Source organism: Pseudomonas fluorescens Q2-87 (genome assembly GCF_000281895.1).
In the GTDB taxonomy this organism is placed as follows: Bacteria; Pseudomonadota; Gammaproteobacteria; order Pseudomonadales; family Pseudomonadaceae; genus Aquipseudomonas; species Aquipseudomonas fluorescens_S.
On record NZ_CM001558.1, the window covers coordinates 6,224,773 to 6,248,322 of the forward strand.

General features: G+C 57.1%; 18 protein-coding genes and 1 pseudogene. 5 read left to right on the forward strand and 14 right to left on the reverse strand.

The annotated features are described in order from the left end of the window. Positions 1 to 28: 28 nt before the first annotated feature. The 8 genes and pseudogenes from PFLQ2_RS00560 to tssA all read right to left on the reverse strand — a co-directional run bounded on the left by PFLQ2_RS00560 (position 29) and on the right by tssA (position 10,921). On the reverse strand, positions 29 to 1,540 hold the full coding sequence (locus PFLQ2_RS00560) for a sigma-54 interaction domain-containing protein (RefSeq protein ID WP_003187033.1): 1,512 nt from the start codon (positions 1,538 to 1,540) through the stop codon (positions 29 to 31). Between the two features lie 10 nt (positions 1,541 to 1,550). After that, positions 1,551 to 4,135: pseudogene (gene tssH, locus PFLQ2_RS28300) on the reverse strand (type VI secretion system ATPase TssH). A gap of 1 nt (position 4,136) precedes the next feature. Further along, a complete protein-coding gene (gene tssG, locus PFLQ2_RS00555) occupies positions 4,137 to 5,150 on the reverse strand; it encodes a type VI secretion system baseplate subunit TssG (RefSeq protein ID WP_003187039.1) in 1,014 nt (337 codons plus the stop codon). Continuing rightward, positions 5,114 to 6,901 (reverse strand): type VI secretion system baseplate subunit TssF, encoded by a 1,788-nt coding sequence (gene tssF, locus PFLQ2_RS00550; protein ID WP_003187040.1) that lies wholly within the window; start codon positions 6,899 to 6,901, stop codon positions 5,114 to 5,116. The genes tssG and tssF overlap by 37 nt, the downstream gene beginning before the upstream one ends. Positions 6,902 to 6,907: 6 nt before the next feature. Further along, positions 6,908 to 7,318, reverse strand: coding sequence for a type VI secretion system baseplate subunit TssE (gene tssE / locus PFLQ2_RS00545; RefSeq protein WP_003187041.1), 411 nt, complete (start codon positions 7,316 to 7,318; stop codon positions 6,908 to 6,910). 9 nt (positions 7,319 to 7,327) lie between these two features. Continuing rightward, positions 7,328 to 8,803, reverse strand: coding sequence for a type VI secretion system contractile sheath large subunit (tssC, locus tag PFLQ2_RS00540; protein WP_003187042.1), 1,476 nt, complete (start codon positions 8,801 to 8,803; stop codon positions 7,328 to 7,330). A 25-nt stretch (positions 8,804 to 8,828) separates the two neighbouring features. Beyond that, a complete protein-coding gene (gene tssB, locus PFLQ2_RS00535) occupies positions 8,829 to 9,332 on the reverse strand; it encodes a type VI secretion system contractile sheath small subunit (protein ID WP_003187044.1) in 504 nt (167 codons plus the stop codon). A 32-nt stretch (positions 9,333 to 9,364) separates the two neighbouring features. After that, positions 9,365 to 10,921 (reverse strand): type VI secretion system protein TssA, encoded by a 1,557-nt coding sequence (gene tssA, locus PFLQ2_RS00530; protein WP_003187045.1) that lies wholly within the window; start codon positions 10,919 to 10,921, stop codon positions 9,365 to 9,367. Between the two features lie 390 nt (positions 10,922 to 11,311). On the opposite strand from tssA, the gene PFLQ2_RS00525 reads away from it, so the two are divergent. The 4 genes from PFLQ2_RS00525 to PFLQ2_RS00510 are packed head-to-tail and all read left to right on the forward strand — an operon-like array spanning position 11,312 to position 17,201. Further along, complete coding sequence (locus PFLQ2_RS00525; RefSeq protein ID WP_003187047.1) at positions 11,312 to 13,384, forward strand: type VI secretion system tip protein VgrG; 2,073 nt, start codon at positions 11,312 to 11,314, stop codon at positions 13,382 to 13,384. Next, the gene (locus tag PFLQ2_RS00520) at positions 13,381 to 14,235 is read left to right on the forward strand and encodes a DUF4123 domain-containing protein (RefSeq protein ID WP_003187048.1); all 855 of its coding nucleotides are present in this window, start codon (positions 13,381 to 13,383) and stop codon (positions 14,233 to 14,235) included. Before PFLQ2_RS00525 ends, PFLQ2_RS00520 begins: the two co-directional genes overlap by 4 nt. After that, entirely contained in the window at positions 14,232 to 15,005 is a 774-nt protein-coding gene (locus PFLQ2_RS00515) for a hypothetical protein (protein ID WP_003187050.1), read from the forward strand. The genes PFLQ2_RS00520 and PFLQ2_RS00515 overlap by 4 nt, the downstream gene beginning before the upstream one ends. A 12-nt stretch (positions 15,006 to 15,017) precedes the next feature. Then, positions 15,018 to 17,201, forward strand: a complete 2,184-nt coding sequence (locus tag PFLQ2_RS00510; RefSeq protein WP_003187051.1) for a lipase family protein — start codon at positions 15,018 to 15,020, stop codon at positions 17,199 to 17,201. 59 nt (positions 17,202 to 17,260) lie between these two features. Here PFLQ2_RS00510 and PFLQ2_RS00505 read toward each other — a convergent pair whose 3' ends face one another. From PFLQ2_RS00505 to PFLQ2_RS00480, 6 genes are all read right to left on the reverse strand, one after another. Next, on the reverse strand, positions 17,261 to 17,572 hold the full coding sequence (locus PFLQ2_RS00505) for a tetratricopeptide repeat protein (protein ID WP_003187053.1): 312 nt from the start codon (positions 17,570 to 17,572) through the stop codon (positions 17,261 to 17,263). 105 nt (positions 17,573 to 17,677) lie between these two features. Further along, complete coding sequence (locus tag PFLQ2_RS00500; protein WP_033046355.1) at positions 17,678 to 18,214, reverse strand: DUF3299 domain-containing protein; 537 nt, start codon at positions 18,212 to 18,214, stop codon at positions 17,678 to 17,680. Between the two features lie 87 nt (positions 18,215 to 18,301). Then, positions 18,302 to 18,547 carry a GlsB/YeaQ/YmgE family stress response membrane protein gene (locus PFLQ2_RS00495; RefSeq protein ID WP_003187057.1) on the reverse strand — a complete coding sequence of 82 codons (246 nt, stop codon included), beginning with the start codon at positions 18,545 to 18,547 and terminating at the stop codon, positions 18,302 to 18,304. 102 nt (positions 18,548 to 18,649) lie between these two features. Continuing rightward, positions 18,650 to 19,735: a 5-(carboxyamino)imidazole ribonucleotide synthase gene (locus PFLQ2_RS00490; protein WP_003187058.1), complete on the reverse strand. Its 1,086-nt coding sequence runs from the start codon at positions 19,733 to 19,735 to the stop codon at positions 18,650 to 18,652. 12 nt (positions 19,736 to 19,747) lie between these two features. Next, positions 19,748 to 20,239 (reverse strand): 5-(carboxyamino)imidazole ribonucleotide mutase, encoded by a 492-nt coding sequence (gene purE, locus PFLQ2_RS00485; RefSeq protein ID WP_003187060.1) that lies wholly within the window; start codon positions 20,237 to 20,239, stop codon positions 19,748 to 19,750. A gap of 333 nt (positions 20,240 to 20,572) precedes the next feature. After that, a complete protein-coding gene (locus PFLQ2_RS00480) occupies positions 20,573 to 21,490 on the reverse strand; it encodes a LysR substrate-binding domain-containing protein (RefSeq protein ID WP_003187061.1) in 918 nt (305 codons plus the stop codon). Between the two features lie 177 nt (positions 21,491 to 21,667). Between PFLQ2_RS00480 and aspA the strand changes: the two genes are divergently transcribed. Further along, positions 21,668 to 23,092 (forward strand): aspartate ammonia-lyase, encoded by a 1,425-nt coding sequence (aspA, locus tag PFLQ2_RS00475; protein WP_003187063.1) that lies wholly within the window; start codon positions 21,668 to 21,670, stop codon positions 23,090 to 23,092. Positions 23,093 to 23,550 lie beyond the last annotated feature (458 nt).

A 23,550-nucleotide genomic window follows, 5' to 3' on the forward strand; every position in this document is an offset into this window, starting at 1 on the left:
GCATCGGTACGGGCTAGTAATGGCTGGATCAATTGAAATCACCGCGCTGAATGTTCAAGCGGCCAAGGCGATAGATCAGTGTGCGGATTGGCAAACCCAGTTCACGGGCGGCACGCGTCTTGTTGCCGGCGCTCTCGCGCAGGCAGTCGATCAGTAGGCTACGTTCGATTTGCGCCAGCCGTTCTCGTAGGGTTACGCGGCCGCGATTGGATGGGGGCTGGATGTGCAGCGTAAAATGCTCGACGCGCAGTTCGCCGTTCTCGCATAGCAGTACTGCCCTTTCTACGACGCTTTTGAGTTCACGGACATTTCCTGGGAAGCCATAGGCGGCCAGATGATCGAGCGACTCGTCTGACCAACGAACCGGAGCGCGCTGCAGGAGCGCGCAAGCCTTGTCGGCAAAGTGCCGGGCCAATTCAATAATGTCGCCCTCGCGTTGACGCAACGCCGGCAGTTGGATCGGAAACTGTGCGAGGCGGTAATACAGGTCTTCGCGAAACCTGCCCTCTTCCATCAATTGCTTCAGATCACGATGAGTGGCGGCGATGATCCGAACGTCGACGTGGTGAGTCTCGTTCGATCCCAAAGGGCGGATTTCACCCTCCTGCAAAACTCGCAACAACTTGGCTTGGAGGGACAATGGCATGTCGCCAATTTCATCTAGCAGCAGCGTGCCCCCATTGGCCGCATCGAATAGCCCGGTACGATCCCGGTCGGCACCGGTGAAAGCCCCTTTGCGATAGCCAAAAAGCTCGCTTTCCAACAAGTTTTCAGGAACGGCCGCGCAGTTCTGTACGATGAACGCCTGGGACCGACGCTGCCCATAATCATGGATAGCCCGAGCCACGACTTCCTTACCCGTACCGGTCTCGCCCCGTAACAAGATGGAGTAGGGGCTGCACAATACTTTACTGATCAGCGAGCAAGTCTGGCGCATCGCCGCGCTCCTGCCGATCAGGCCATAGTCATTGCCGGTCGGCAGATCACCGATGACATGTACGGGCTCTTCGACTGGACCGCATATGCGTCGTAATAGATGCATCTGGCCAAGCGCGAAAGCTCCAAGATGTCGCAAGGATTCAGCGAACCCATGCAAATCGACACGCTGAACACTGGCGCATAGCAACAGGCCCGTAACGCCCCCCTGCGGGTTGGCGAGGGGCACACAGAGCAGCGACTGCCAGGGCCTGGCCCGGACCGGAAGGAAACTGGTTTCATACAGGCAACTGCTCAGCTCTGTGAGGCTAACCACACGGTTCTGGCGCAGGGCAAATTGCAACAGTTGCTCGCTGTGGTAATTGAACCGTTCGGTCCGCTCCCGAAACCGCAAGAGACCATCAAGGCATTCAGCATGTACTTTCAGGTGGCCTTGACTGGCATCAAGCAAGTACAGCTGAGCCAGCTCACAACCGGTCAGTCCCGCTACACCCTGAATGAAATCCCTTACCAAACAATCACCGTCCGCCAAGCGCGAAAGTTTGGAAAACTGCGTCAAAAGCGCTTCGGCAAGGGCAAGCGGTTGGGTAGCCGTCTCGAACATCGCACCCACCTCAGGCGAACTCACACACTACGCTGACGTCGCCGTCGAGCGTAGCGTGTACATGCCGCAGTGGCTGGTCCTCCGCCATGGCCGCAACCAACCGATCGGCGACCAATGGCATCAGATGCAGGTCCAGCAGACGGTCAATCAGGCGGGCGCCACTACCATTGGGGACGTATCGTTCGACCAGATGCTCAACAAGACGCCCGCAGTAGCTGAAACCCAGCTGACGCCGGCTCAGTCGCTCCCCCAAACGATCGAGTTTGAGTTCCACCAACTCTCGCAAGACCGGCCCGCTGAGGGGGTAGTACGGCACCACACACATCCGGGCCAAAAGCGCTGGTTTGAAATGCTTGACGAGTATCGGGCCAATGGAATCTTTCAGGCGTTCGGCACTCGGACGAGCGTCGTTCTTGCACAACTCGCTGATACGCTCACTGCCCAAATTCGATGTCATCAGAATCAGTGTGTTGCGAAAGTCGATTTCCCGTCCTTCTCCATCATTGGCTATGCCTTTGTCGAAGATTTGGTAGAACAGATTCAGCACATCCGGGTCGGCTTTTTCGACCTCATCGAGCAATACCACCGAATAAGGTTTTTGCCGTACGGCTTCAGTGAGCATCCCGCCGTCACCAAAACCGACATAGCCCGGTGGCGCACCGATCAGCCGAGAGATGGTGTGTTTCTCCTGAAACTCGGCCATGTTGAGGATGGTCATGAAACGATCACCGCCGTAGAGCAGGTCGGCCAGGGCATGCGCCGTTTCGGTCTTGCCGACGCCGCTCGGACCCACTAACAGAAACACGCCCACCGGAGCATCGGGCTTGTTCAGGCCTGCCGCAGCCGATCGCATCGCAAGATCCAGCGCCTGCACCGCCTGTTCCTGGCCGCGAATACGGGTACGCAGGTCCGTCGCGAAACGGGCGACTTTTACGTTGTGCTCCCTTGCCAGTTGCGAAAGTGGTACACCGGTCCAGGCACTGATCACTTCTGCCACCAGCCGCGGGCAAACTTCAAAGCTGACCAGGCGCCCATGGACCTGCGCTGCAACCAACGCGCCATGAGTTTCACGTAATGCCGCCTCTAGAACCTCGACATCAAGCGCCTGATCCGCTGCGGCTCCCCGCGCCGCGGCCAATTGTTGACGCAGCGATAGCAGGCGCTCCGCAAGGATGCGTTGATTGGTCCACTGGTTCTCCAGCGCCCGACACTCATCCTTCATGGCACCCAGACGCGCCTCTAACGCCTCCAGCATCTGAAGATCAATAGACAAGCCGGCTCCGACATCGCGGCGCAACGCCTGGCGCTGACGCTCACTTTCGACCAACTCACCGCGTTGTCGCTCAAGGCTTTGCGGCGCAGCGGCCAGACTGATGCGCACACGAGCACAGGCGGTGTCGAGCACATCGATGGCCTTGTCAGGCAGTTGGCGCCCGGCCAGGTAACGTGCAGACAATTGCGCCGCTGCGACCACCGCATCATCACGTAGGTAAATTCCATGGCTGCTCTCGTAGGTCTGGACCAAGCCACGCAGGATGGTCACCGCCTCATCGACAGTCGGCTCGTGCAATCGCACTGGCTGGAAGCGCCGTGCCAGGGCAGGGTCCTTCTCAAAATATTTTTGTATTCCGCCCAAGTGGTGGCGGCAATGGTGCGCAGTTCGCCCCGAGCCAACGCTGGCTTCAGCAGGTTGGCCGCATCGCCCCCCCCGGCGCTGTTACCCGCACCGATCAAGGTGTGGGCCTCGTCGATAAATAAAATGATGGGTTTGGGCGAAGTCCTGACCCCTTCGATTACACCTTTGAGACGGCGCTCGAACTCACCTTTCATGCCGGCGCCGGCCTGCAGCAGGCCCATGTCCAACGAAAGCAACTCAACGCCTTCAAGCACGGACGGTACTTCTCCCGCAGCGATACGCAAGGCCAGCCCTTCCACAATGGCGGTCTTGCCCACCCCTGCTTCACCGACCACGATTGGATTGTTTTTCCGGCGTCGAACGAGGATATCGACCATTTGCCTGATCTCACCGTCTCGACATAACACTGGGTCGAGCTGGCCTTCACGGGCCTGTTGAGTCAGGTTATGGGTAAAGCGCTCCAGCAGAAAGTCGCCCGACGCAACGGTTTGAGCTTCGGTCGGTTGGACCTGCTGTGACAGGACGAAATCTTTCAGTCGGTCGACATTCAACTTGCTAAGCAAAGCTTGATAAGGGCGATCCACATAGCGAAGCGGGTTAAGCAGCAATGCCAGGACCAATGCCGCTTGTCCAACCTGGCTCCGCCCCAATTCGAGATTGGCTACCAGCAGTGCATCTTGCAGCCATTGCACCAGCTCGGGAGCGAATGTCGGGTTACGCGAGGCGCAGCTTTCCGCTCGTCGTTGCAAGTTGACACTCAACTCGCCCGCACTTATCCGGACATCCTCCAAGGCACGCACGAGCAGACCCCGTGGGCGCTCCAACAGGCCCAACATCAAGTCTTCCACCAGAACTTCATTGGCACCACGGTCTACGCATCGCTCGGCCGAACGCTCCAGGTCGCTTCTTGTTTCGGCGTCCAATGTTTGAATAAGTCGCTGAAGATCTACGTTGATCATGTCATCCATTCCTAATGAGTTTGCTGCCGAGGGTCAGCACACCATCGGCGCGTTCATGTCCAAGCCAACTGGTCCATCCCAAGCGACACGTGTTCTGTCCTCCAAGGCGCAACTCACGTATTTCCTGCCGGCGCAGGACCAGGCGAATGTCATATTCAAGGGGATCACGCAGGATGAATCGCACCAGCGAACACAGCGGCTGATAACCCATACCGATGGGCAGGAATTCGTGGAAGCGTTGCCAGTCCAGCTCGCGGATATGGATACGAAACTTGCCGCTGCGGTCGCGTACCCTTTCGCCAAGCACCAGGTCTTCGCTCAGATGGCTGTTGAAATTACCCAGGCGATTGCGCTGCTCGCCAAGGATGTCGACGCAGCGCTCAATACATTGTTCGAGCTTCAGCTCAGCGTGCTTGAAGTAGTAACGTAGTACGGCTTCGATCAGTGCCGCGGAGTGGGCACGAAGGCTGAGCAAGCCCAGGTACGGCAACAAACGTTTCCAATTAAGTTGGCGGGCCGTGCGAATTTCTTCGCCGCCCAGGCCGATCAGTGCAAATAACTGTTCGGAAAACGAGTCTCTGGCACCACTCTCGAAGCTTGCGCAGTAACGGTACTTTTGCCATATCGGCAGCATTAATCGTTGGAGACGATGGTGAAACAAGTCGAGGAAATGGCGAGTCGAATTGGTGTCCTCTTGTCCCAAGGCTTGTTCTGCATAGAACGCCGGTAACGGTGACCCTGCGCCCACAAGGCTAATGAGGTTCAAGCACAGGCGCGCTTTCACCCTTCCCTGCTCCTCGAAAAACTCCACACGCTCGATGTCACTGGCCGGAAATCCCAGGCTAGGGTTAGCCTGGAATTCCAATTGGTCGTACAGTTCCTCGTCACTCAGATCAGGATGGGCTTCACGCAGCCGGTCAATAACCAGCAACACAGCCTGAAACAGTGAGTATTCACGTATCGATTTTGTCAGCACGTTTATAGAAGCGGCTGCTGGCCCATGCGTGGCGTCCATTGATACACCTCTCCCTGTGTGCTGTTCACTCGCAGCTCGTGATACGAATTGAGGCTGGCATAAAGAGCAAAAAATTCGTTGAGGACTGAAGCGAAGACGAACACGTCGCCTTCTCCAATGTAGCCCTGTGGATCAATGGTCAGCTCAGTGCGCAGGCCGCGAACCGGCAGCCCCCGGTGCAGCCGGTCTACATGCTGGTGCTTGATCGACTTGAGCCCATCCAGCAAACGCTTGCTGACCTTCTCTGTCTGCTCGTCGTAGTAGCGCGGAAAATCGTAGGTTTCGAGAATTACCTTCAGCGCATTGACGTCCGCCAGCGATAGGTAGTTGAGCGACATGTTGCTAATCAGCTTCCAGAGGAAGTCGCGATTGAGCGGAGGCGCAAAGCTTTGGGTGACTGGGCCTATGTTGCGGAAGCTCAACGATTCCGGACTTCTGTCACTAGGTTGATTGATGTCCCCGGGCTGTAGGTGGCGAGGCAAGTTTTGGTTCGTGCACATCAGCTCAATCGAAAGCGTTTCATGGGATTGGACGTGTCTGACGCCAAAGCCCAGGCAAGTGTCGAGGCCATCGTGCACCAACGAAGGACGTTGGCGGACGCTGTAGTAGGGGCGGCTGTGGGGCACGTCGAAGCTCGAATCATGCTCGAAGGATTCGAACGGTACATAAGCCTGGTAACCCAGACCGCCGGGATTCCAACCCGTGACACTCTCCACCGAAAACACCCCGCAGTGCTCCTGGTCATAATCGGCTGGCAGCAGCAGGTAATCGTCCTGTTTGCCATCCAGGCGAATCGGCAGAGCGTCATGCTTAAACAGATTGACGATGGGCGTGCAGTAAAGCTTCACGTTATCCAGCGTGGGGCGCATCCGCTGGATGCTGCTTTTGCCTATATCAAAGCGCATGTCCAGGCCTCGCATCCGCTTGAGGCTGCTGAGCGGCCAAGCATTGATCACATCGAGGCCATTGACATCGACGAACAGGAACTTTTCCTGAAAAGCAAAATACTCCTGCAGGTATCGATAGCCGCGGAAGGTATTCAGCGGGTACGGGATGAGTGCTTCCTCTTCGGCAAACCCCACCGGCTGGACATGGTCAGCTGGGATCCTGAGCACCAGCGGACTGCCATCTTCAGCAGCGAGCACGTCACCGGCGTAGTCCAGCGGGATCAGCTCGATTCCCTCAAGGTTACGTAACAGACTGAGGTAAAGCATTTGGCTGATGTAACGCTCGCCGGCGAAGTGCAGACGCAAACGGTTCAATTGCAATTCACCAAAATGGCCGTCGCAATGCATCTCCAGACGCAGGCTCAATAGCGACCCGTCCCCTTTCACTGAATAACTCAACTTGGTCAAATCAAGCGCCAAGACTTCAGTTGGATAACAAGTCAAAAAGCGGCAACGCACCTCTTGGACTGGCTTGCTTTCGACTGGCGTATCTCGCTCCACTCGTAATGCAGGACCGGATCGTTGCAGCGGATCGAACTGTAAAATACTGAAGGCGGGTAGCGGCCGCATGTAATTCGGCCAAAGCAGTTGCATCAGTGAATGGCTCAGTTCCGGCAACTGATCATCGAGCTTCTGACGCAGTCGGCCGGTCAAGAATGCAAACCCTTCCAGCAACCGCTCGACATCTGGGTCCCGTCCCGCCTGCCCTAGAAATGGCGCCAATGCCGGATTCCGCTCGGAGAAACGTCGCCCCAACTGGCGAAGCGCCGTCAACTCGCTCTGGTAGTAATGGTTAAACGACATGATTGGCTATCCTTGTCTGACCTTGACCTGGCCGCGGCCATCCAGGCACGCGATAAAACTTACCTGCCGCTTGACACCTGTCACCTCCAACAACGCGTCGATGCTGAAGGACAGACGAAGCTGATCAGCGTCATTCGGCATTGAAGCGACACGGACATTTTTGAGGCGAGGTTCGTACGCCTCGATGAAGGTCCTGATGGCCGCGCGGGCTTGGCTTCTTGCGTCATGCAGGCTCAAGCGCATGTCATTGAGATCAGGTAGTCCGTAGTCGGGTACCGTCTGCACGCTACCAGCGCGGGTACTGAGCATCTTGGCCAGGTGGGCAGCCACTGATGCGGTGACGCGAACCTGACGGCTCAAAACCGCATTTTTTCCGACATCATCGGACAGGCGCTCGAAAAGGCTGCCATAAGTCATGAGTCGCGCCTACGCCTTGTCCAGCTTGCCAACCAGAGACAAGGTGAAATCGGCACCCATATATTTGAAGTGAGGGCGTACGTTCAGGCCAACGCGATACCAACCAGGGTCGCCTTCAACGTCGCTGACAATGATTTTCGCCGCACGCAACGGACGTCGACCACGGACCTCGGCACTCGGATTCTCCTGGTCGGCCACGTACTGGCGGATCCAATTGTTGAGCTCACGTTCCAGGTCCGTACGCTCCTTCCATGACCCCAGTTGCTCGCGCTGCAGAACCTTCAAATAATGAGCCAAGCGATTGACGATCATCATGTACGGTAGCTGGGTGCCAAGCTTGTAGTTCAGCTCCGCATGCTTGTCCTCGGCGCCGATGCCATAAAATTTCGGTTTCTGTACGGAACTGGCTGAGAAAAACGCGGCGTTATCGCTGCCCTTGCGCATGGTCAGGGAAATGAACCCCTCCTCGGCCAGTTCGTATTCGCGACGGTCGGAAATCAGCACTTCGGTTGGAATCTTGGTTTCGATCTCGCCCATGCTTTCGAAATGGTGCAGCGGGAGGTCTTCTACAGCACCACCGCTTTGAGGCCCGACTATGTTCGGACACCAGCGAAATTTGGCAAAACTATCAGTCAATCTTGTAGCAAACGCGTACGCAGTATTACCCCAGAGGTAATGCTCATGGCTGTTGGCGACGGCTTCCTTGTATACGAATGACTTGACCGGGTTTTCTTCTGGATCGTATGGGTTGCGCAACAGGAAGCGCGGTACGGTCAACCCCATGTAACGGGCGTCTTCGGATTGACGGAAGCTTTGCCACTTGGCGAATTGCGGTCCCTCGAAGTGGTCTTTGAGATCCTTGAGATTCGGAAGACCAGCGAAGCTCTCCAGTCCAAAGAATTTCGGGCCAGCCGCAGCGATGAACGGAGCGTGAGACATACAGGCGACGCTGGACACGTACTGCATCAATTTCACGTCCGGCGCGCTTGGGGACATGAAGTAATTAGCGATGATTGCACCTACCGGCTGCCCCCCGAACTGCCCGTATTCAGCAGTATAGATATGCTTGTAGAGGCCCGACTGCATGATTTCCGGCGAGTCCTCGAAGTCATCCAGCAAATCGCCCTTGGAGACGCTGAGCATCTCAATCTTGATGTTTTCGCGAAAGTTGGTGCGCTCGACCAATAGTTGCAAACCGCGCCACGCCGACTCCAGTGCCTGGAACTCTTGGTGATGAAGTATCTCGTCCACCTGGAGGCTGAGTGTGGCATCGATATCGGCGATCATGCGGTCAACCATGGCCTTCTTGACCGGTTCACCGCTGTTTTGCGGTTTGAGTAACTCTTCAATAAAAGCAGACACGCCTCGCTTGGCGATATCGTAGGCTTCGTCGTCCGGGGTCAGTTGTGTCTGACTGATGATGCTGTCAAGAATGCTGTGGTTAGCGCTTCCCTGGCTCTGCTGCTGTACTGCGTGGGTACTCATGTATCGGCTTCCTTGTCTGAGTGATTCAAGCACTGGGGGCTACAGGATTCAGACCCAGCTCATCCAGAACGCGGCGGCGGGAGTCATCATTGGCGAGTACACCTTCGATGGCTTTACGAAACGCCGGAGCGTTACCTAATGGCCCTTTGAGCGCCATCAACGCGTCGCGCAATTCCATCAGCTTTTGAAGCTCTGGCACCTGTTCGACCAGGCTCGCCGGGTTGAAGTCCTTCATCGAATTCAAGCGCAGCTGTATAGCCAGGTCCTGAGTTTCACCGCCGTCCTGCAGGCGATTAGGCACGTTCAGGGTCAGGGTCAACTCTTGCTTGGCCAGTACTTCGTCGAAGGTAATCTTGTCGATACCAATCGGCTTTCGGTCCTCGATATTGCGTTCATCCTTGCGATAGGTGTAATCGCCTATTGCCAATAACTTCAATGGCAACTCAATTTCCTCCTGAGCGCCGCCGGTGGCTGGTTTGAAGGTGACGTTGATGCGCTCCTTGGGGGCGACCGAGCCTTCTTTGGCCATGACTTTCTCCTTACAGTTAGGGACCCGGAGGCCTATTCGATTACCAGTTCCAGGTCGAGATGACACAACCTGCGGTAGCTCTCTTCTTTGCATTCACGCACCGAGTGGTTCTGGGGCAACAACTCGCAGCACGTGTGCAGCAAATCCAGCACCTGCAGCTCCAGACTGGGCTCCCAGATGTTCAGGCCTGAGTGTTGTAGCGTCTGATCAAGGGCTTCGAGCTGGACCTTGGCGAGCTCATATTTCCTGGCCGAAAAGCACAACCGAGCCATCACGAACCGCCAGAAGAAACGGTCGCGCCCCCCAGGAGTGCTTTGCATGCCTTGCCTTAAAAACTGGACAGCAGTTTTAAGGCCGCTTGAACGCTGGATCGACTGAGCCTCTTGCAGAGCCAATTCCCAAGGTGCATGGTTGCCCCTGGCACTTACTTCGGGCGAAGCGCTGGGTTTCTGCAGATGGGGCGTGACCTGGGCTGCAATCCATGTCCGGGTGTCTGGATCAGCGAACGGCGTACCGTCATGCCAGCACAATTCGATGACTCCCGGCAGGCGCTCGATGAAAAGCGCGAATTGGATTTCCACCTCTCGCATGGCCAACTCAGCATCCAATCCTTGCAAGCACTCCCAGGCGAGCCGTTGTCCATCTAGCCAGAACGGTGCCTTCGCCAGGCTAGCCTCGATCTCAACAAGCAGGTCCGCGTAATTACCTTGTTGGAGACCATCCCGATAAGTCTTCAGTCTGTCTGCCGGCACCCCACGCAGTTGGGTGATCTGTTCTGCGTTGCGCTCAGGCATTGCGTCAATGGCTAGCCAAAGCATGGTGCGATTCAAGCGCAGGGCGCGGGGGTCGGTCGCCTTTTGCTTGAGCCACCAAGCGCATAACGAACGAGCACTCTCCTGCTGGGCACGCAATGCCTTATGAGCTTCTTTTTCATTTTCAATCGGAGCATCGGACGCAAGCAGTTGGCTGGCGGCATGCTTAACCTGGGCCACCACGGTTCCAATGGCCCCGGCCTGTGGCAAGTTATCAGTGACACGCTGGATCATGTTCCTGAGCCGCCGACACAACGGCAATAACAGAGGCGCCTCCTCACCCAACTGGGCGCTGCAAACGGTATCCAGGCCTTCAAGCTGTTCCGCCAGATGACGGAACAGCGGCAACTGCTCTTTAATCGCAACGCTATCGCTTAATACCTGCTCCAGACGAGGCACCAACCAGTTGATGCTGGCGGCTCGGGTTCGGTTTTTGGCGGGATGAACTTCAAGCCAATGGTTTTTACATAGATGCTGCAAAAGACAGAGCCCAGCCAGCAGCCCCTGAAAGGATTCACACTGATACAACGCCCAGGTCAGCCATACGGCCACTCGCAAATCCTTCGACTGGGTACTCAACAGTAATTCACTTCCCCTCAGGACTTTGAGCCAGTCGACTTGGCCACTTTCATGCATCGACTGGGCTTTGCCCAACTCGTTTTCCAGCGTTTCGTATTCATTTGAAAAACGCACGTCCACTCCCGCGAAGCTCTCATTGGAAACTGGCAATTTAGCGAGAGCCATATAATGGGCGGACAGTTTTTCGGAATATGACATTCACGACCTGCTTGGGAAGTAAGGGTTATAAGCTGAGCGATTTGGACGGGAGCATCGACTGAAGAACATTGGCCTTCACTTCAAAGCACCTCCACCCATCCGGCTGCCATGGAGAATGCCAAAGCCTAGCGAAGAAAAAAGTAGGACTTTTCGCTTTTTTTATAGAAACAGATAAGCAGAACAATACATAAAATTTCTAAATCAGCAGCGCCACTCCAAGCTCAGGTACTGAACTCCGTCAACAATACAATTAATTAAAAACATTTCAATTTTTCCAGTCCAATGAAAAATCCTACATCCCTTTCTTTTTTTGCAGAAGTCTGCACCGCTCCCCCTCAGTGCTGCTTCAATGTGATCAGGAGCTAAAGCCACAGCCCAAGGACCCGAGCAATGCCACAAGTCACCAACACTAACGAATTTCAACTCATAATTCCCGGCTTCGAACATGAACTACAGATCTTGGCCTTCGAAGGTTATGAAGCGATAAGCACACCTTATTGTTTCGACGTAAAACTTGTCAGCGAACAAAAAAACATCGATCTAGAGCAACTGTTAAATAAACCAGCATTCCTAGCCTTTGATAAACAGCACAGTGGCATACACGGCTTTATCTATCGAGCTCAGCAAAACGATTCAGGTAAACGCTTGGCGCATTACAAGATCAAACTGACCCCACGACTGACCTATTTGGCGCATCGGACTAATCAACGAATTTTCCAGCAAATCAGTGTGCCCAAGATCATCACTTCGATCCTCAAGGAGCACGGAATCTTCACCGATGCTCATCGCTTCCAGTTGAGTGCAAGTTATCCGCCGCGTGACTACTGCGTTCAGTATCAGGAGTCCGATTTGCATTTCATCGAGCGCCTATGTCACGAAGAGGGCTTGCACTATCACTTCCAGCACAGTGTATCTGGCCATCAACTAATTTTTGGCGACGACCAGACCGTATTTCCCCGGCGCGACCGACCCACTGCTTATAAACACGACAGTGGAATGGTTTACGACGAACCGGTTATTCAGCGCTTTGGTCTTCGGCTTGAAACCCGGACCAGCCGAGTCACATGCCGTGATTACGACTTCAAGAAGGCTACGTTCCTGCCGGAAAACGCCTGTCAGCTCAACATCGGTAAAATCCAGCCGGACTTGGAAGCCTACGATTATCCCGGTGGTTTTTTTCAGGAACAGCGCGGCAAATTACTGAGTCGGCGGGCCCTGGAACGACATCGCGCCGACTACTGCCTGGCCGAAGGCAGGAGTAACCAGCCAACCTTGATGACGGGACATTTCTTGGAGTTGAGAGAACATCCACGCTCGGAATGGAATGACCTATGGTTGTTGACTGAAGTACGTCACGAAGGCAAACAGCCGCAGGTCCTGGAAGAAATTATCCCCAACGAAACTGGCCCTAGTGAAGGCCTCTTCAATCAGGGCTACCGCAATCGGTTTGTCGCTACACCGTGGGCTGTGATCTTTCGCTCCCGACGGTTTTTTCAAAAGCCACACATATCCGGCTGCCAGACAGCAGTCGTTACCGGGCCCGAGGGTGAAGAAATCCACTGCGATCAATACGGCCGGGTCAAGGTCAGGTTTTTCTGGGATCGTGCGGATCGCGTCGATAGCAACAGCAGCTGCTGGTTGAGAGTCGCTTCAAGTTGGGCAGGCAATGGCTATGGGGGCGTTACGATACCAAGAGTGGGTATGGAGGTATTGGTCACCTTCCTTGAAGGCGATCCCGACAAGCCCTTGATCAGCGGATGCCTGACCAATAGTGCAAATACCTTGCCCTACCCACTCCCTGCACATAAAACGCGCACCGTGTTTCGCTCCCGCAGCTCCCCCGGCTACAAGGGCGCCAACGAATTGCATCTGGAGGACCGTACAGGCCAGGAGCTGATCTACCTGCGTGCCCAGCGTGATATGGAGCAAAAAATAGAAAATGACAGCCGGCTAGAGGTGGGCAACGAACGGCGAGAGACCATCAAGGGCAACAGCATTACAGAAATTCATGCGGAGGAGCATCGGACTACAGCCGCCGACCGCACGATCCGGGTCGGAGGTAACGATTACCTGAACGTCGTCAATCGCCATACCCATGTCGATCAGACGTTCATCGTCGACGCCGGTCAGCAAGTGCATATCAAGGCCGGCGCTCATCTCGTTCTCGAAGCAGGCGCAACCCTCAGCTTGAATGCCGGGGGCCAACACATCGTGATCAATCCCAGCGGCATCTACAGCAGCAGTGAAATCCAAATCGGTGGCACCCCGCTACCTGCGATCAGTGCTTCGTCATTTAATCCTGAACTAGCGGCCACCTTGGTCAAGCTGGAGGATCTACCGGCGATGCTTGCCCCTACGCAGCGGGCCCTGATGACGGCCAGTCAAGCATTGGGATTAGATTTCTGTCCTATCTGCGAGGCCTGCCGCAACGGTATATGTACAACGGAAGCCGTCGCAGCATGACTTGCTCGTTCCCCCATCAGTGGTTGGTCGAGCACCACCGCCTTGGCCGCGCATTGTGTGTTGTTCTGGACTCGGAAAATGAGCGACAGATACGCCAGGCGCTTTTAAAGAACTGTCGCCCTGACCAATATCTGAACATTTTTGGCCAGACCATCATCGCCGACCTAAGCGACGCTGGGCCGCTCGTCTTCGAATTTGATCAGCCCGGCGACCAAAGTATCCATCAATTACTCGAGTCCCCGGAAAGAAACTGGGGCTGGCTTGCCAGCCTTCGTAAAGGAAACCTGCAGGTATTGGCAGAACATTGGCGGGAACGGTTGATCATTGGAAAGCGTCCTCATCAAGCGCTGTATCGCTTCCAGGACAATCGTGTGCTGGCACGGGCACTCGGGTATTTGCCCATTGAAGCCTACCCCGTCTATCTCGGGCCGGCGATCAGTGTCTGCTACTGGCAAGGTACAAGCTGGGAACGCGTGGATAATCCGGCACCCGACGTATATCCGGTGCCTGAATCGCCTCTCTGGCTGCAAGTACCTGTTCCCCCGCAGCAAGTAATGGAAACCCGCCTGATCAATGCCCGCCGTTTTCTGTTGGCCGAGCATGTCCAGGCCTACGCCCGACTTGCCGAGCGCCAGGATCCGGAGGCGTGGTTGCGCGCCACGCTCAATCAAGCCGAGGCATGGAACTGGCAAGCGCCTGAGAAGTTGGAATTCTTGCTGACCTATCGTCTGCAAGCGCCTGCGCACACGTTGATGCGGGAATGGCAAGCGCTCCCTGCTGAAAGCCCTGACGAACATTTTGAACGGGTGCGTCTGATGACGACCTTTTGGCAAGTCGAGACGTTGCGATGAAACATTTCCTACGGATTGCAGGCTTGAGCTGCAGCTTAGCGATAGCGACAGGCTGCATCAGCAAACCTCCCAACACGTTCACCTTTACCGCTGATCTACCTCCGGACTTTGCTTATCAAGCCGTCGCGGTGTATGTCCCTGCCAAAGGGCAATCCTGCACTGTGCCGGGTGGTAGAAATACAGAAGTCGGATACAACCTGCATTGGCGCAAACATTACCAGCCGAACTCGGAGATTGCCTTGTACAGAACAGTTGGCGGCTGCCCATTGGTGATCTACCGCATCAGACTCGAGATCAACGCTGCATATGGCAAAGATTGGAGCGACATAAGTGGAGACTCAGCGGTTATCGCCATACGCGATGAGTTGGAAGCGCAATACAAGAGAACATTCAACGAGGCAGATGAAAGCGTCTTTTATGGCCAGTGCCAATGGCTATTTCGCACCTCGGGCAAGCCTCGCATTCTCCGGAAAATACTCAATTGTAAACAAATCACGCCGCTGGGAATGCTTGGACGCGGCCGTCCTTTCTCGGCCTATACCCTCGATCAGCTTCCGGGAAAAACCATAACAATGAAGATCTCCTTGGCAAATGAAGAAAGACCCTACATGGGCGACACCTGGGTAAAGGTACCCAGTGGCTGGAAACGATGCATGGGTAAAAATTTTGAAGACCAATATGCGTTTTGTTCCGGCAACTACACAGATTTCAGTGGTTTTCAGATGCCTGATGGCCGGCGATGCACCATATACCCAGGCTGCACGGAATAAGGAAGCCCGCGCATGACGTCGTTGAAAAATGAACTGGAATCAAGGTTGAGCGGCAGTACCCTGGCGTGCCCGGTGGCAGGGAAATGGACGAGCTTTCAGCTAGTCGATGAGTTGGGCTCTGGCGAACCTTACGCAGGACTGGTTTATGTCGCTACCGATTCAGAAGGACAGGTACATTCCGGAAATCTAGATGCATCGGGGGCCGGCAAGGTCAGGAATCATTACGCCGGACCGATTGCCCTTGTCTTTGAACAAAAGTACCAAGGGCCGGAACAGCTTTATCTGGAGCTTCAACGCAGAGACAGCTATCCGCTGAAGATTACCGAGCTGCAAGTCCGTGCAGAACACACCCGCTACATGCATCCAAACGCTATACGCTCCCGAGAAAGCCCGGCCCAAACTCGCGCGGACGATTTCTTCCAGGTGGAGGTGCGCCATCTCGTCAAGCACGTCGCGCATTTGCCTCCCGAGGTGTATCGCCATTACCCGTGCCCTACCGGGCCGGCACGGCTGATGGGTGAGCATGGCAAATCCGGTGTAATCCTTATGCCACACAAGCACACGGTGCTGGAGGTGCGCCCGTTACGGGCCTTGCGGCCCATGTTGTCCATCGCCCCCGAATTCTGCGCACTCAACTTATATCAATTGGCGCTCATGTCGACCTTGACCTATTGCCCCTTTGGCCAGACTCCAGAACTACCTCCGATCAATACCCGGGTGAGCTTCACCCACCAGCCGAGCGTCGGTAACTGGTTCGCAGATGCGCTAGCCAAATCCGAGGAACTTTGGATGCTCAATCCGGGGCAAACAAAAGCCTATTATCCGTTATATCAGGACGTGCCCTATTCCGAACGCCTGGAGATCGTGCCGTTCGACCCTGCCCTGTATGCGGTCAATAATCCAGAGCTGGGCGAAGACCAGGAACATCCCGCCAAGATCCACTTTCTTGATGACCGCAAACTTGAGTCGCAGGCCACTGATACCCAGGCGTTTATCACCCATAACGGCCAACTGATCCTTATTGCAATACGCGGAACTTCGGAAATGATCCCTGACGGCCTGCGTGACGCAGATGCGCTCCAAGTACCGTTTGAAGAAGGTAATGGTCGAGTACATCGCGGATTCTATGGAGCCGCAAAAAAAACGGCCGCCTTCGTAACGAGCTACTTGGATAAATTCTATGCTGGCCAACCACTACTCATTTGCGGCCACAGCCTTGGGGGCGCGGTAGCGTTATTACTTTCCGAAATTCTGCGGCGCCGACCGGAAGGCTACACCATCCAGCTCTACACCTACGGCGCCCCCCGCGCCGCTGATGCAACTTTCGTAAAAAACGCCGAGCCCCTGGTGCATTACCGCATGGTCAACCACAACGATCCGATACCCAGCGTACCCGGCAGTTGGATGAACACAAAGGCAGGCATCTATGGCACGGGGTTGGCGCTGACGTTCGCCAACGTACCGGTCGGCCTTTCGGTGTTTGTGGCGGGCATCACCAACTGGACGGGGGAGAACTATGAACACCACGGAATCTTGCGACATTTCATGCCAGTGGAGTTAGATCGCAAGGAAACCTTTTCGATACTCTGGACGCCCAGTTGCGACACCATCATTCAACACGCCGCCTGCGATGTCGCCCTTCAGCATCAACACGGCCTACCGGATCGTCCGTCGTTACTGTCCCAACTCTTTCACACCGAGAATCATTTCATGGTCCCCAGCTATATTCCCGCTTGTTGGGCGACCTTGCATCGCTGGCAGCAAGCGCAGGTAGCCCAGGACTCCCTGGTAACGAAGCGTGAATATGAATGGGTGGAAAGTGCTCTGGCACACATCACCCAGCGCTTGCGAAACGAAAAACGCCACCTGACAGCACGGGCCGCTCCCAATGGTCGTAGCCACAACCCTGACCATGATGCACTTACCCACGAAATCGACATGATACGAACCACGCTCGCTCGTCTGGCCACGCTGCGCACCGCGTCGGTCAGCGAAAAAGACGTCTACGGAAACCTGGCGGAACAACCCGAACAACTGGCGCAAAGCCTGTCGCGCTGGCATGCCCACCCGGAAAACAGCGTAGCGGTGCAATTGGCGAGGGCACCGAGCCCGGGTACCGAAAATGAGTGGATCAACAATGCTGACGGATACGCAGTCGGTAAACCTTACACCTTGGATATCGACGCCATCGTCTGACTGACTAATTTCTCTGGGTAGCCCTTCCCTTGTTTCCTTTGGGGGCGTTGTGGCGGGCGTCAGGGTTGGCGGTCCAGCTTCTTCAGGAAAACCGTCATTTCCTTTTCCGCTTGCTTGTCGCCATGGGCGCGGGCGGCTGCCAGGCCCTGCTGCCAGGCGTGGCGCGCCGCCGCGACATCGCCTTGGCCTTGGTGGGCTTTACCCAATAGTTTCCACGCCGCCGAGTACTTTGGATCGAACTCGACGCAGCGCTGAAGGTGCTCCGCCGCCCGGGCGAATTCGCCGAGATCGAGATAGCCTTTGCCCAGGCCAAAGCGCAGCAGTGCGTTATCCACACCCTTGTCGAGCATTTTTTCCAGGGAGTCGAGCATGGGGCGCGTCCTCGGTTGGGTCGGTGGTTGGTTTGTTGGCAGTTGGATCGCTTTCGCGAGCAAGCCCGCTCCCACAATGGGATTTGTGTCGAGCCAACCAGCCGCCTACAAATCCGCCTCCTGCACCACCCTCACCTTCTGCGCGTCCAGCGCATACGCCGCGCTCGCCAAGTCGTTGTCGACCTTTTCGATCTTCAGCGTGCCGGTCACCCACAACGGCGTATAGATGTCGTCGAGCTTCAGGCCCTTGGGATAACGCACCAGCACCAGTTGATTGGGCGGCGGTGGCGGAACGTGGATGCAGGCGCCAGGGTAAGGCACCAGGAAGAACAGCGTGCTGCGCCCCTTGGCGTCGGTTTCCAGTGGGACCGGATAACCGCCGATACGGATGTGCTTGTCGTTCATCGACGCCACGGTCTTGGTCGAATACATCACCGCTGGCAAGCCTTTGCTTTGTTTCAGGCCACCTTTTTCGGTGAAGGTGCCGTTGGCTTCGGGGGAGTCGTGGTCGATCTCGGGCATGGCCTCGAGGGCTTTCTGGTCCGACTTTGGCATCAGTTCGAGCCAGTCGGTTTCCGGCAGTTCGGCGGCATGGGCCAGGCCGCTGCCCAGCAAAAGAAGGGTCAACACTAGACGGCGCATGAAAGGGCTCGGCAATGAAGGAAGGTAGAACGCCGAGCATTCTAGCCCCCTCTGCGCGCCAGGCAGAGAGGGCTTATCGCATTTGGATCAGTTTCTTTTGATCAGGCCGTAGATCACCAGCAGGACGATCGCGCCCACCAGGGCACCGATGAAGCCAGCGCCTTGGCCTGCCTGGTAGATGCCCAGGGCCTGGCCGCCGTAGGTGGCTGCCAACGAACCGCCGATACCGAGCAGGATGGTCATGATCCAACCCATGCTGTCATCGCCCGGTTTCAGGAAACGCGCCAGCAGGCCGACGATCAAGCCGATAAAGATGGTTCCGATGATTCCCATGGCATTTCCTCTTGATTGAGTTGCTATGCCAAAGCCTAGTAGGACTTTGGCACCTTGCCATGAGAGAAGCCGGCCGACGAATGGTTCCGCCGATGTTTCAGATTATTGCTCGGCGATCAGCGTCTCGACCTTGATGATCTGTTGGGCCAACGTCGCCCGGTCACCGCAGCGCAGGTTGGCGTGACCGACCTTGCGCCCGACCTTGAACGCCTTGCCATAGTGATGCAGGTGGCAGTCGGCGATCGCCAGGACCTTCTCGGTGTCGGGCACCTTGCCGATGAAGTTGAGCATCGCGCTCTCGCCGACCTTGGCGGTCGACCCCAGCGGCAGCCCGGCCACCGCCCGCAGGTGGTTTTCGAACTGGCTGCACTCGGCGCCTTCGGTGGTCCAGTGCCCGGAGTTATGCACACGCGGGGCGATTTCGTTGGCCTTGAGGCCACCGTCCACTTCAAAGAACTCGAACGCCATCACGCCGACATAGTCGAGTTGCTTGAGCACCCGGCTGGAGTAATCCTCCGCCAAGGCCTGCAATGGATGATTGGTGCTGGCGACGGACAATTTGAGAATGCCGTCCTTGTGGGTGTTATGCACCAGCGGGTAGAAACGGATTTCACCGTCGCGGGCACGCACGGCGATCAGCGAGACTTCGCCGGTGAACGGCACGAAACCTTCCAACAGGCACGCCACGCTGCCGAGCTCGGCAAACGTACCGGCCACGTCTTCAGGGTTGCGCAGGACCTTCTGGCCCTTGCCGTCGTAACCCAGGGTGCGGGTCTTGAGCACGGCAGGCAGGCCGATGGTGGCAACGGCGGCGTCCAGGTCGGCCTGGGACTGGATGTCGGCGAAGGCCGGCGTCGGGATGCCCAGGTCCTTGAACATGTTCTTCTCGAACCACCGGTCACGGGCGATGCGCAAGGCTTCGGCGCTCGGGTAGACCGGGACGAATTGCGACAGGAAGGCCACGGTTTCGGCCGGGACGCTTTCGAATTCGAAGGTCACCAGGTCGACTTCATCGGCCAATTGGCGCAGGTGATCCTGGTCGCCGTAGTCGGCCCGCAGGTGCTCACCCAGGGCGGCTGCACAGGCGTCCGGCGCCGGGTCCAGGAAAGCGAAGTTCATACCCAGCGGCGTACCCGCCAGGGCCAACATGCGGCCCAACTGGCCGCCACCGATTACACCGATCTTCATTCGTCAACCACCTCAGGCAATGCGTGGGTCCGGATTGTCCAGGACGCTGTCTGTCTGCTCAGCGCGGAATTTTTTCAGCACGGTATGAAACTGTGGATGCTTGGCGCCCAGGATACTCGCCGAGAGCAGGGCGGCGTTGATCGCGCCAGCCTTGCCGATGGCCAGGGTCGCGACCGGGATGCCGGCTGGCATTTGCACGATCGATAGCAACGAATCGACGCCCGAGAGCATCGACGATTGCACTGGCACGCCCAGCACTGGCAGGTGGGTCTTGGCCGCACACATGCCTGGCAAGTGAGCCGCACCGCCGGCACCGGCGATGATCACTTCGATGCCACGGGATTCGGCCTCTTCGGCGTACTGGAACAGCAGGTCCGGGGTGCGGTGGGCAGAGACCACTTTCACCTCGTAAGGGATGCCGAGCTTTTCCAGCATATCGGCGGTGTGGCTAAGGGTGGACCAATCGGACTTGGAGCCCATGATCACGCCAACCAGTGCACTCATCGTCGTGCCTCTTCTCTCTGGGCGCCCGCAGGCGCGTCAAAAAACAACAAGCCACGCAGGAAACCGGCGTGGCTTGTTGTACGAATAATGGCCGGGCGAACCGACCGAAGGCCGGGCAGTATACCGAAAATGGTGCGTTAAACGCACTTTCGCCGACCATCTGTCGTTTGGGGCGAAGCGGCGGTTTTATTGACTCGAAGGTCAGCGAAAGAGCGCCATTAAACCATCTGTGGGAGCGGGCTTGCTCGCGAATGCGGTGTGCCAGCCGACATCATCGCAACTGATACACCGCATTCGCGAGCAAGCCCGCTCCCACAAGGGTGACGGTGGTTTTCAAGACCCGGCCGCGCCCTGCGCCACGCCGCCTTCAAGCTTGCGCCACAACAACCGCACGTTGGCCTTGCGCACCAGGGCGCAGCGGTACAGGCGGATTTCCAGTGGCACGTGCCATTGCGTGCCGCCGCAGATCACCAGTTCGCCCCGGGCCAGTTCGGCGCGCACGCTCAAATGCGGCACCCAGGCGATGCCCAGGCCTTCCAGGGCCATGCTCTTGAGACTGTCGGCCATGGCGGTCTCGTAGATCGTGGTGAAACGCAGCGCTCGCTGGCGCAACAATTGATTGACCGAGCGGCCGAGAAACGCCCCGGCGCTGTAGGCCAGCAGCGGAACACTGGCCTCGCCTTCGAGATCGAACAGCGGCTTGCCGTCGGCATCGGCCGCACACACCGGCAGCATTTCAGTCTGGCCCAAGTGCAGCGAAGGGAAGATTTCCGGGTCCATCTGCATCGCCGAATCCGGGTCATAGAAGGCCAGCATCAAGTCGCAGCCGCCTTCGCGCAATGCGTGCACGGCGTCACCGACGTTGGTCGCCACCAACCGCGTGGCGATGTTCATCCCCTCGTTGCGCAGTTGCGCGATCCAGCGCGGAAAGAAACCCAGCGCCAGGGAGTGCGCGGCCGCCACCTGGATGACTTCGCCCTGCCCGCCTTCCAAGTGATGCAGATGACGCAGCACTTCACCCAGTTGCTCCACCACCGTGCGCGCCGTCACCAGGAACAGCTGCCCCGCGGCCGTCAGTTCGACGGGCGTGCGCGAGCGGTTGACCAGCGTAAGCCCCAGCGCCGCTTCCAGGCTGCGGATTCGCCGGCTGAACGCCGGCTGCGTCACGAAACGTCGCTCGGCCGCCTGGGAGAAGCTGCGGGTAGCCGCCAAGGCACTGAAGTCCTCAAGCCATTTGCTTTCAAGATTCATCACGTCCCTCCCACGCACCAAAACAGGTCACACGTCCGCCACACAGGCGGCGTCACATCCGCATTATGCCGAATATGCATACCCCAGTGCTTAACAGCATTGGCCCATTTTTTTCTGAAAGCCTAGGATCCACAGCGTTCCGGCTCAGACCGGGTCCTTATCGAGATGATTTCCGTCATGTCCTCCGCTGCATCATTCCGCACAGAAAAAGACCTGCTTGGCGTACTCGAAGTACCGGCACAAGCGTATTACGGCATCCAGACCCTACGAGCGGTAAACAATTTCCGTCTCTCCGGCGTCCCGATTTCGCATTACCCCAAGCTGGTGGTCGGTCTGGCAATGGTCAAACAGGCCGCCGCTGACGCCAACCGCGAATTGGGCCAGCTCAGCGAAGCCAAGCACGCCGCTATCAGCGAAGCCTGTGCACGATTGATCCGCGGCGATTTCCACGAAGAGTTCGTGGTGGACATGATCCAGGGCGGCGCTGGCACGTCGACCAACATGAATGCCAACGAAGTCATCGCCAACATCGCGCTGGAGGCCATGGGCCACCAGAAAGGCGAGTACCAATACCTGCACCCCAACAACGACGTGAACATGGCGCAGTCCACCAACGACGCCTACCCGACCGCGATCCGCCTGGGTCTGCTGCTGGGTCACGACGCCTTGCTGGCCAGCCTCGACAGCCTGATCCAGGCGTTCGCGGCCAAGGGTGAAGAATTCAGCCACGTCCTGAAAATGGGCCGCACCCAGCTGCAGGACGCTGTGCCGATGACCCTTGGCCAGGAATTTCGTGCCTTCGCCACCACCCTGGGCGAAGACCTGGCACGCCTGAGAACCCTGGCGCCTGAACTGCTCACCGAAGTGAACCTGGGCGGCACCGCCATCGGCACCGGCATCAACGCCGACCCGCGCTACCAGGCTTTGGCCGTACAGCGCCTGGCGACCATCAGCGGCCAGCCGCTGGTACCGGCTGCCGACCTGATCGAAGCCACCTCCGACATGGGTGCCTTCGTGCTGTTCTCCGGCATGCTCAAGCGTACCGCGGTCAAGCTGTCGAAGATCTGCAACGACCTGCGCCTGCTCTCCAGCGGCCCACGCACCGGCATCAACGAGATCAACCTGCCGGCCCGCCAGCCAGGCAGCTCGATCATGCCCGGCAAGGTCAACCCGGTGATCCCGGAAGCGGTCAACCAGGTGGCGTTCCAGATCATCGGCAACGACCTGGCCCTGACCATCGCGGCCGAAGGCGGCCAACTGCAATTGAACGTGATGGAGCCGCTGATCGCCTTCAAGATCTTCGACTCGATCCGCCTGCTGCAACGGGCCATGGACATGCTGCGCGAGCACTGCATCGTCGGCATCACCGCCAACGAAGCGCGCTGCCGCGAACTGGTCGAACACTCGATCGGCCTGGTCACTGCGCTGAACCCGTACATCGGCTATGAAAACGCCACCCGCATCGCCCGTGTTGCCCTGGAAAGCGGCCGCGGCGTGCTGGAACTGGTGCGCGAAGAAGGCTTGCTCGACGACGCTATGCTCGACGACATCCTGCGCCCGGAAAACATGATTGCTCCACGTCTGGTCCCGCTCAAAGCGTGATCGACGCGAACACCGCTCACCAGGTCGAGGGACTAGACACCTCTCACCTTTTGAGGGCTTGGGGATCTTCCCCAAGCCCTTTTTTTAATTGATATCAGTAAAGGATGACTGAACCTGTGGGAAGGAACCTGCTCGCGATAAACGACGACGCGCTGCCCGTTGTAAACCGCGTCGCCCGCCAACTCGAGCAAGCTCGCCCCCACAAGAACCTGACCGAAAGGCCAGGTGTTTCAACGGGTCCGTTTCGTCGGACGCACCACAACTGTGCAGACGGGCACCGCACTGATAGGTATAGTGCCGCCCCTCTTCGCATGAGCGGTCGCCCGCAACGAGACCTTTAAACATGCGAAAACCGAACTAATAACAAACCCGCGAAAGTGGACCGGGACGAAACTTCGCCTCAAATATCGGGCCGCGCGCCGACCGATGTAACGCGATGTTTCCAAATGGCCAGCATT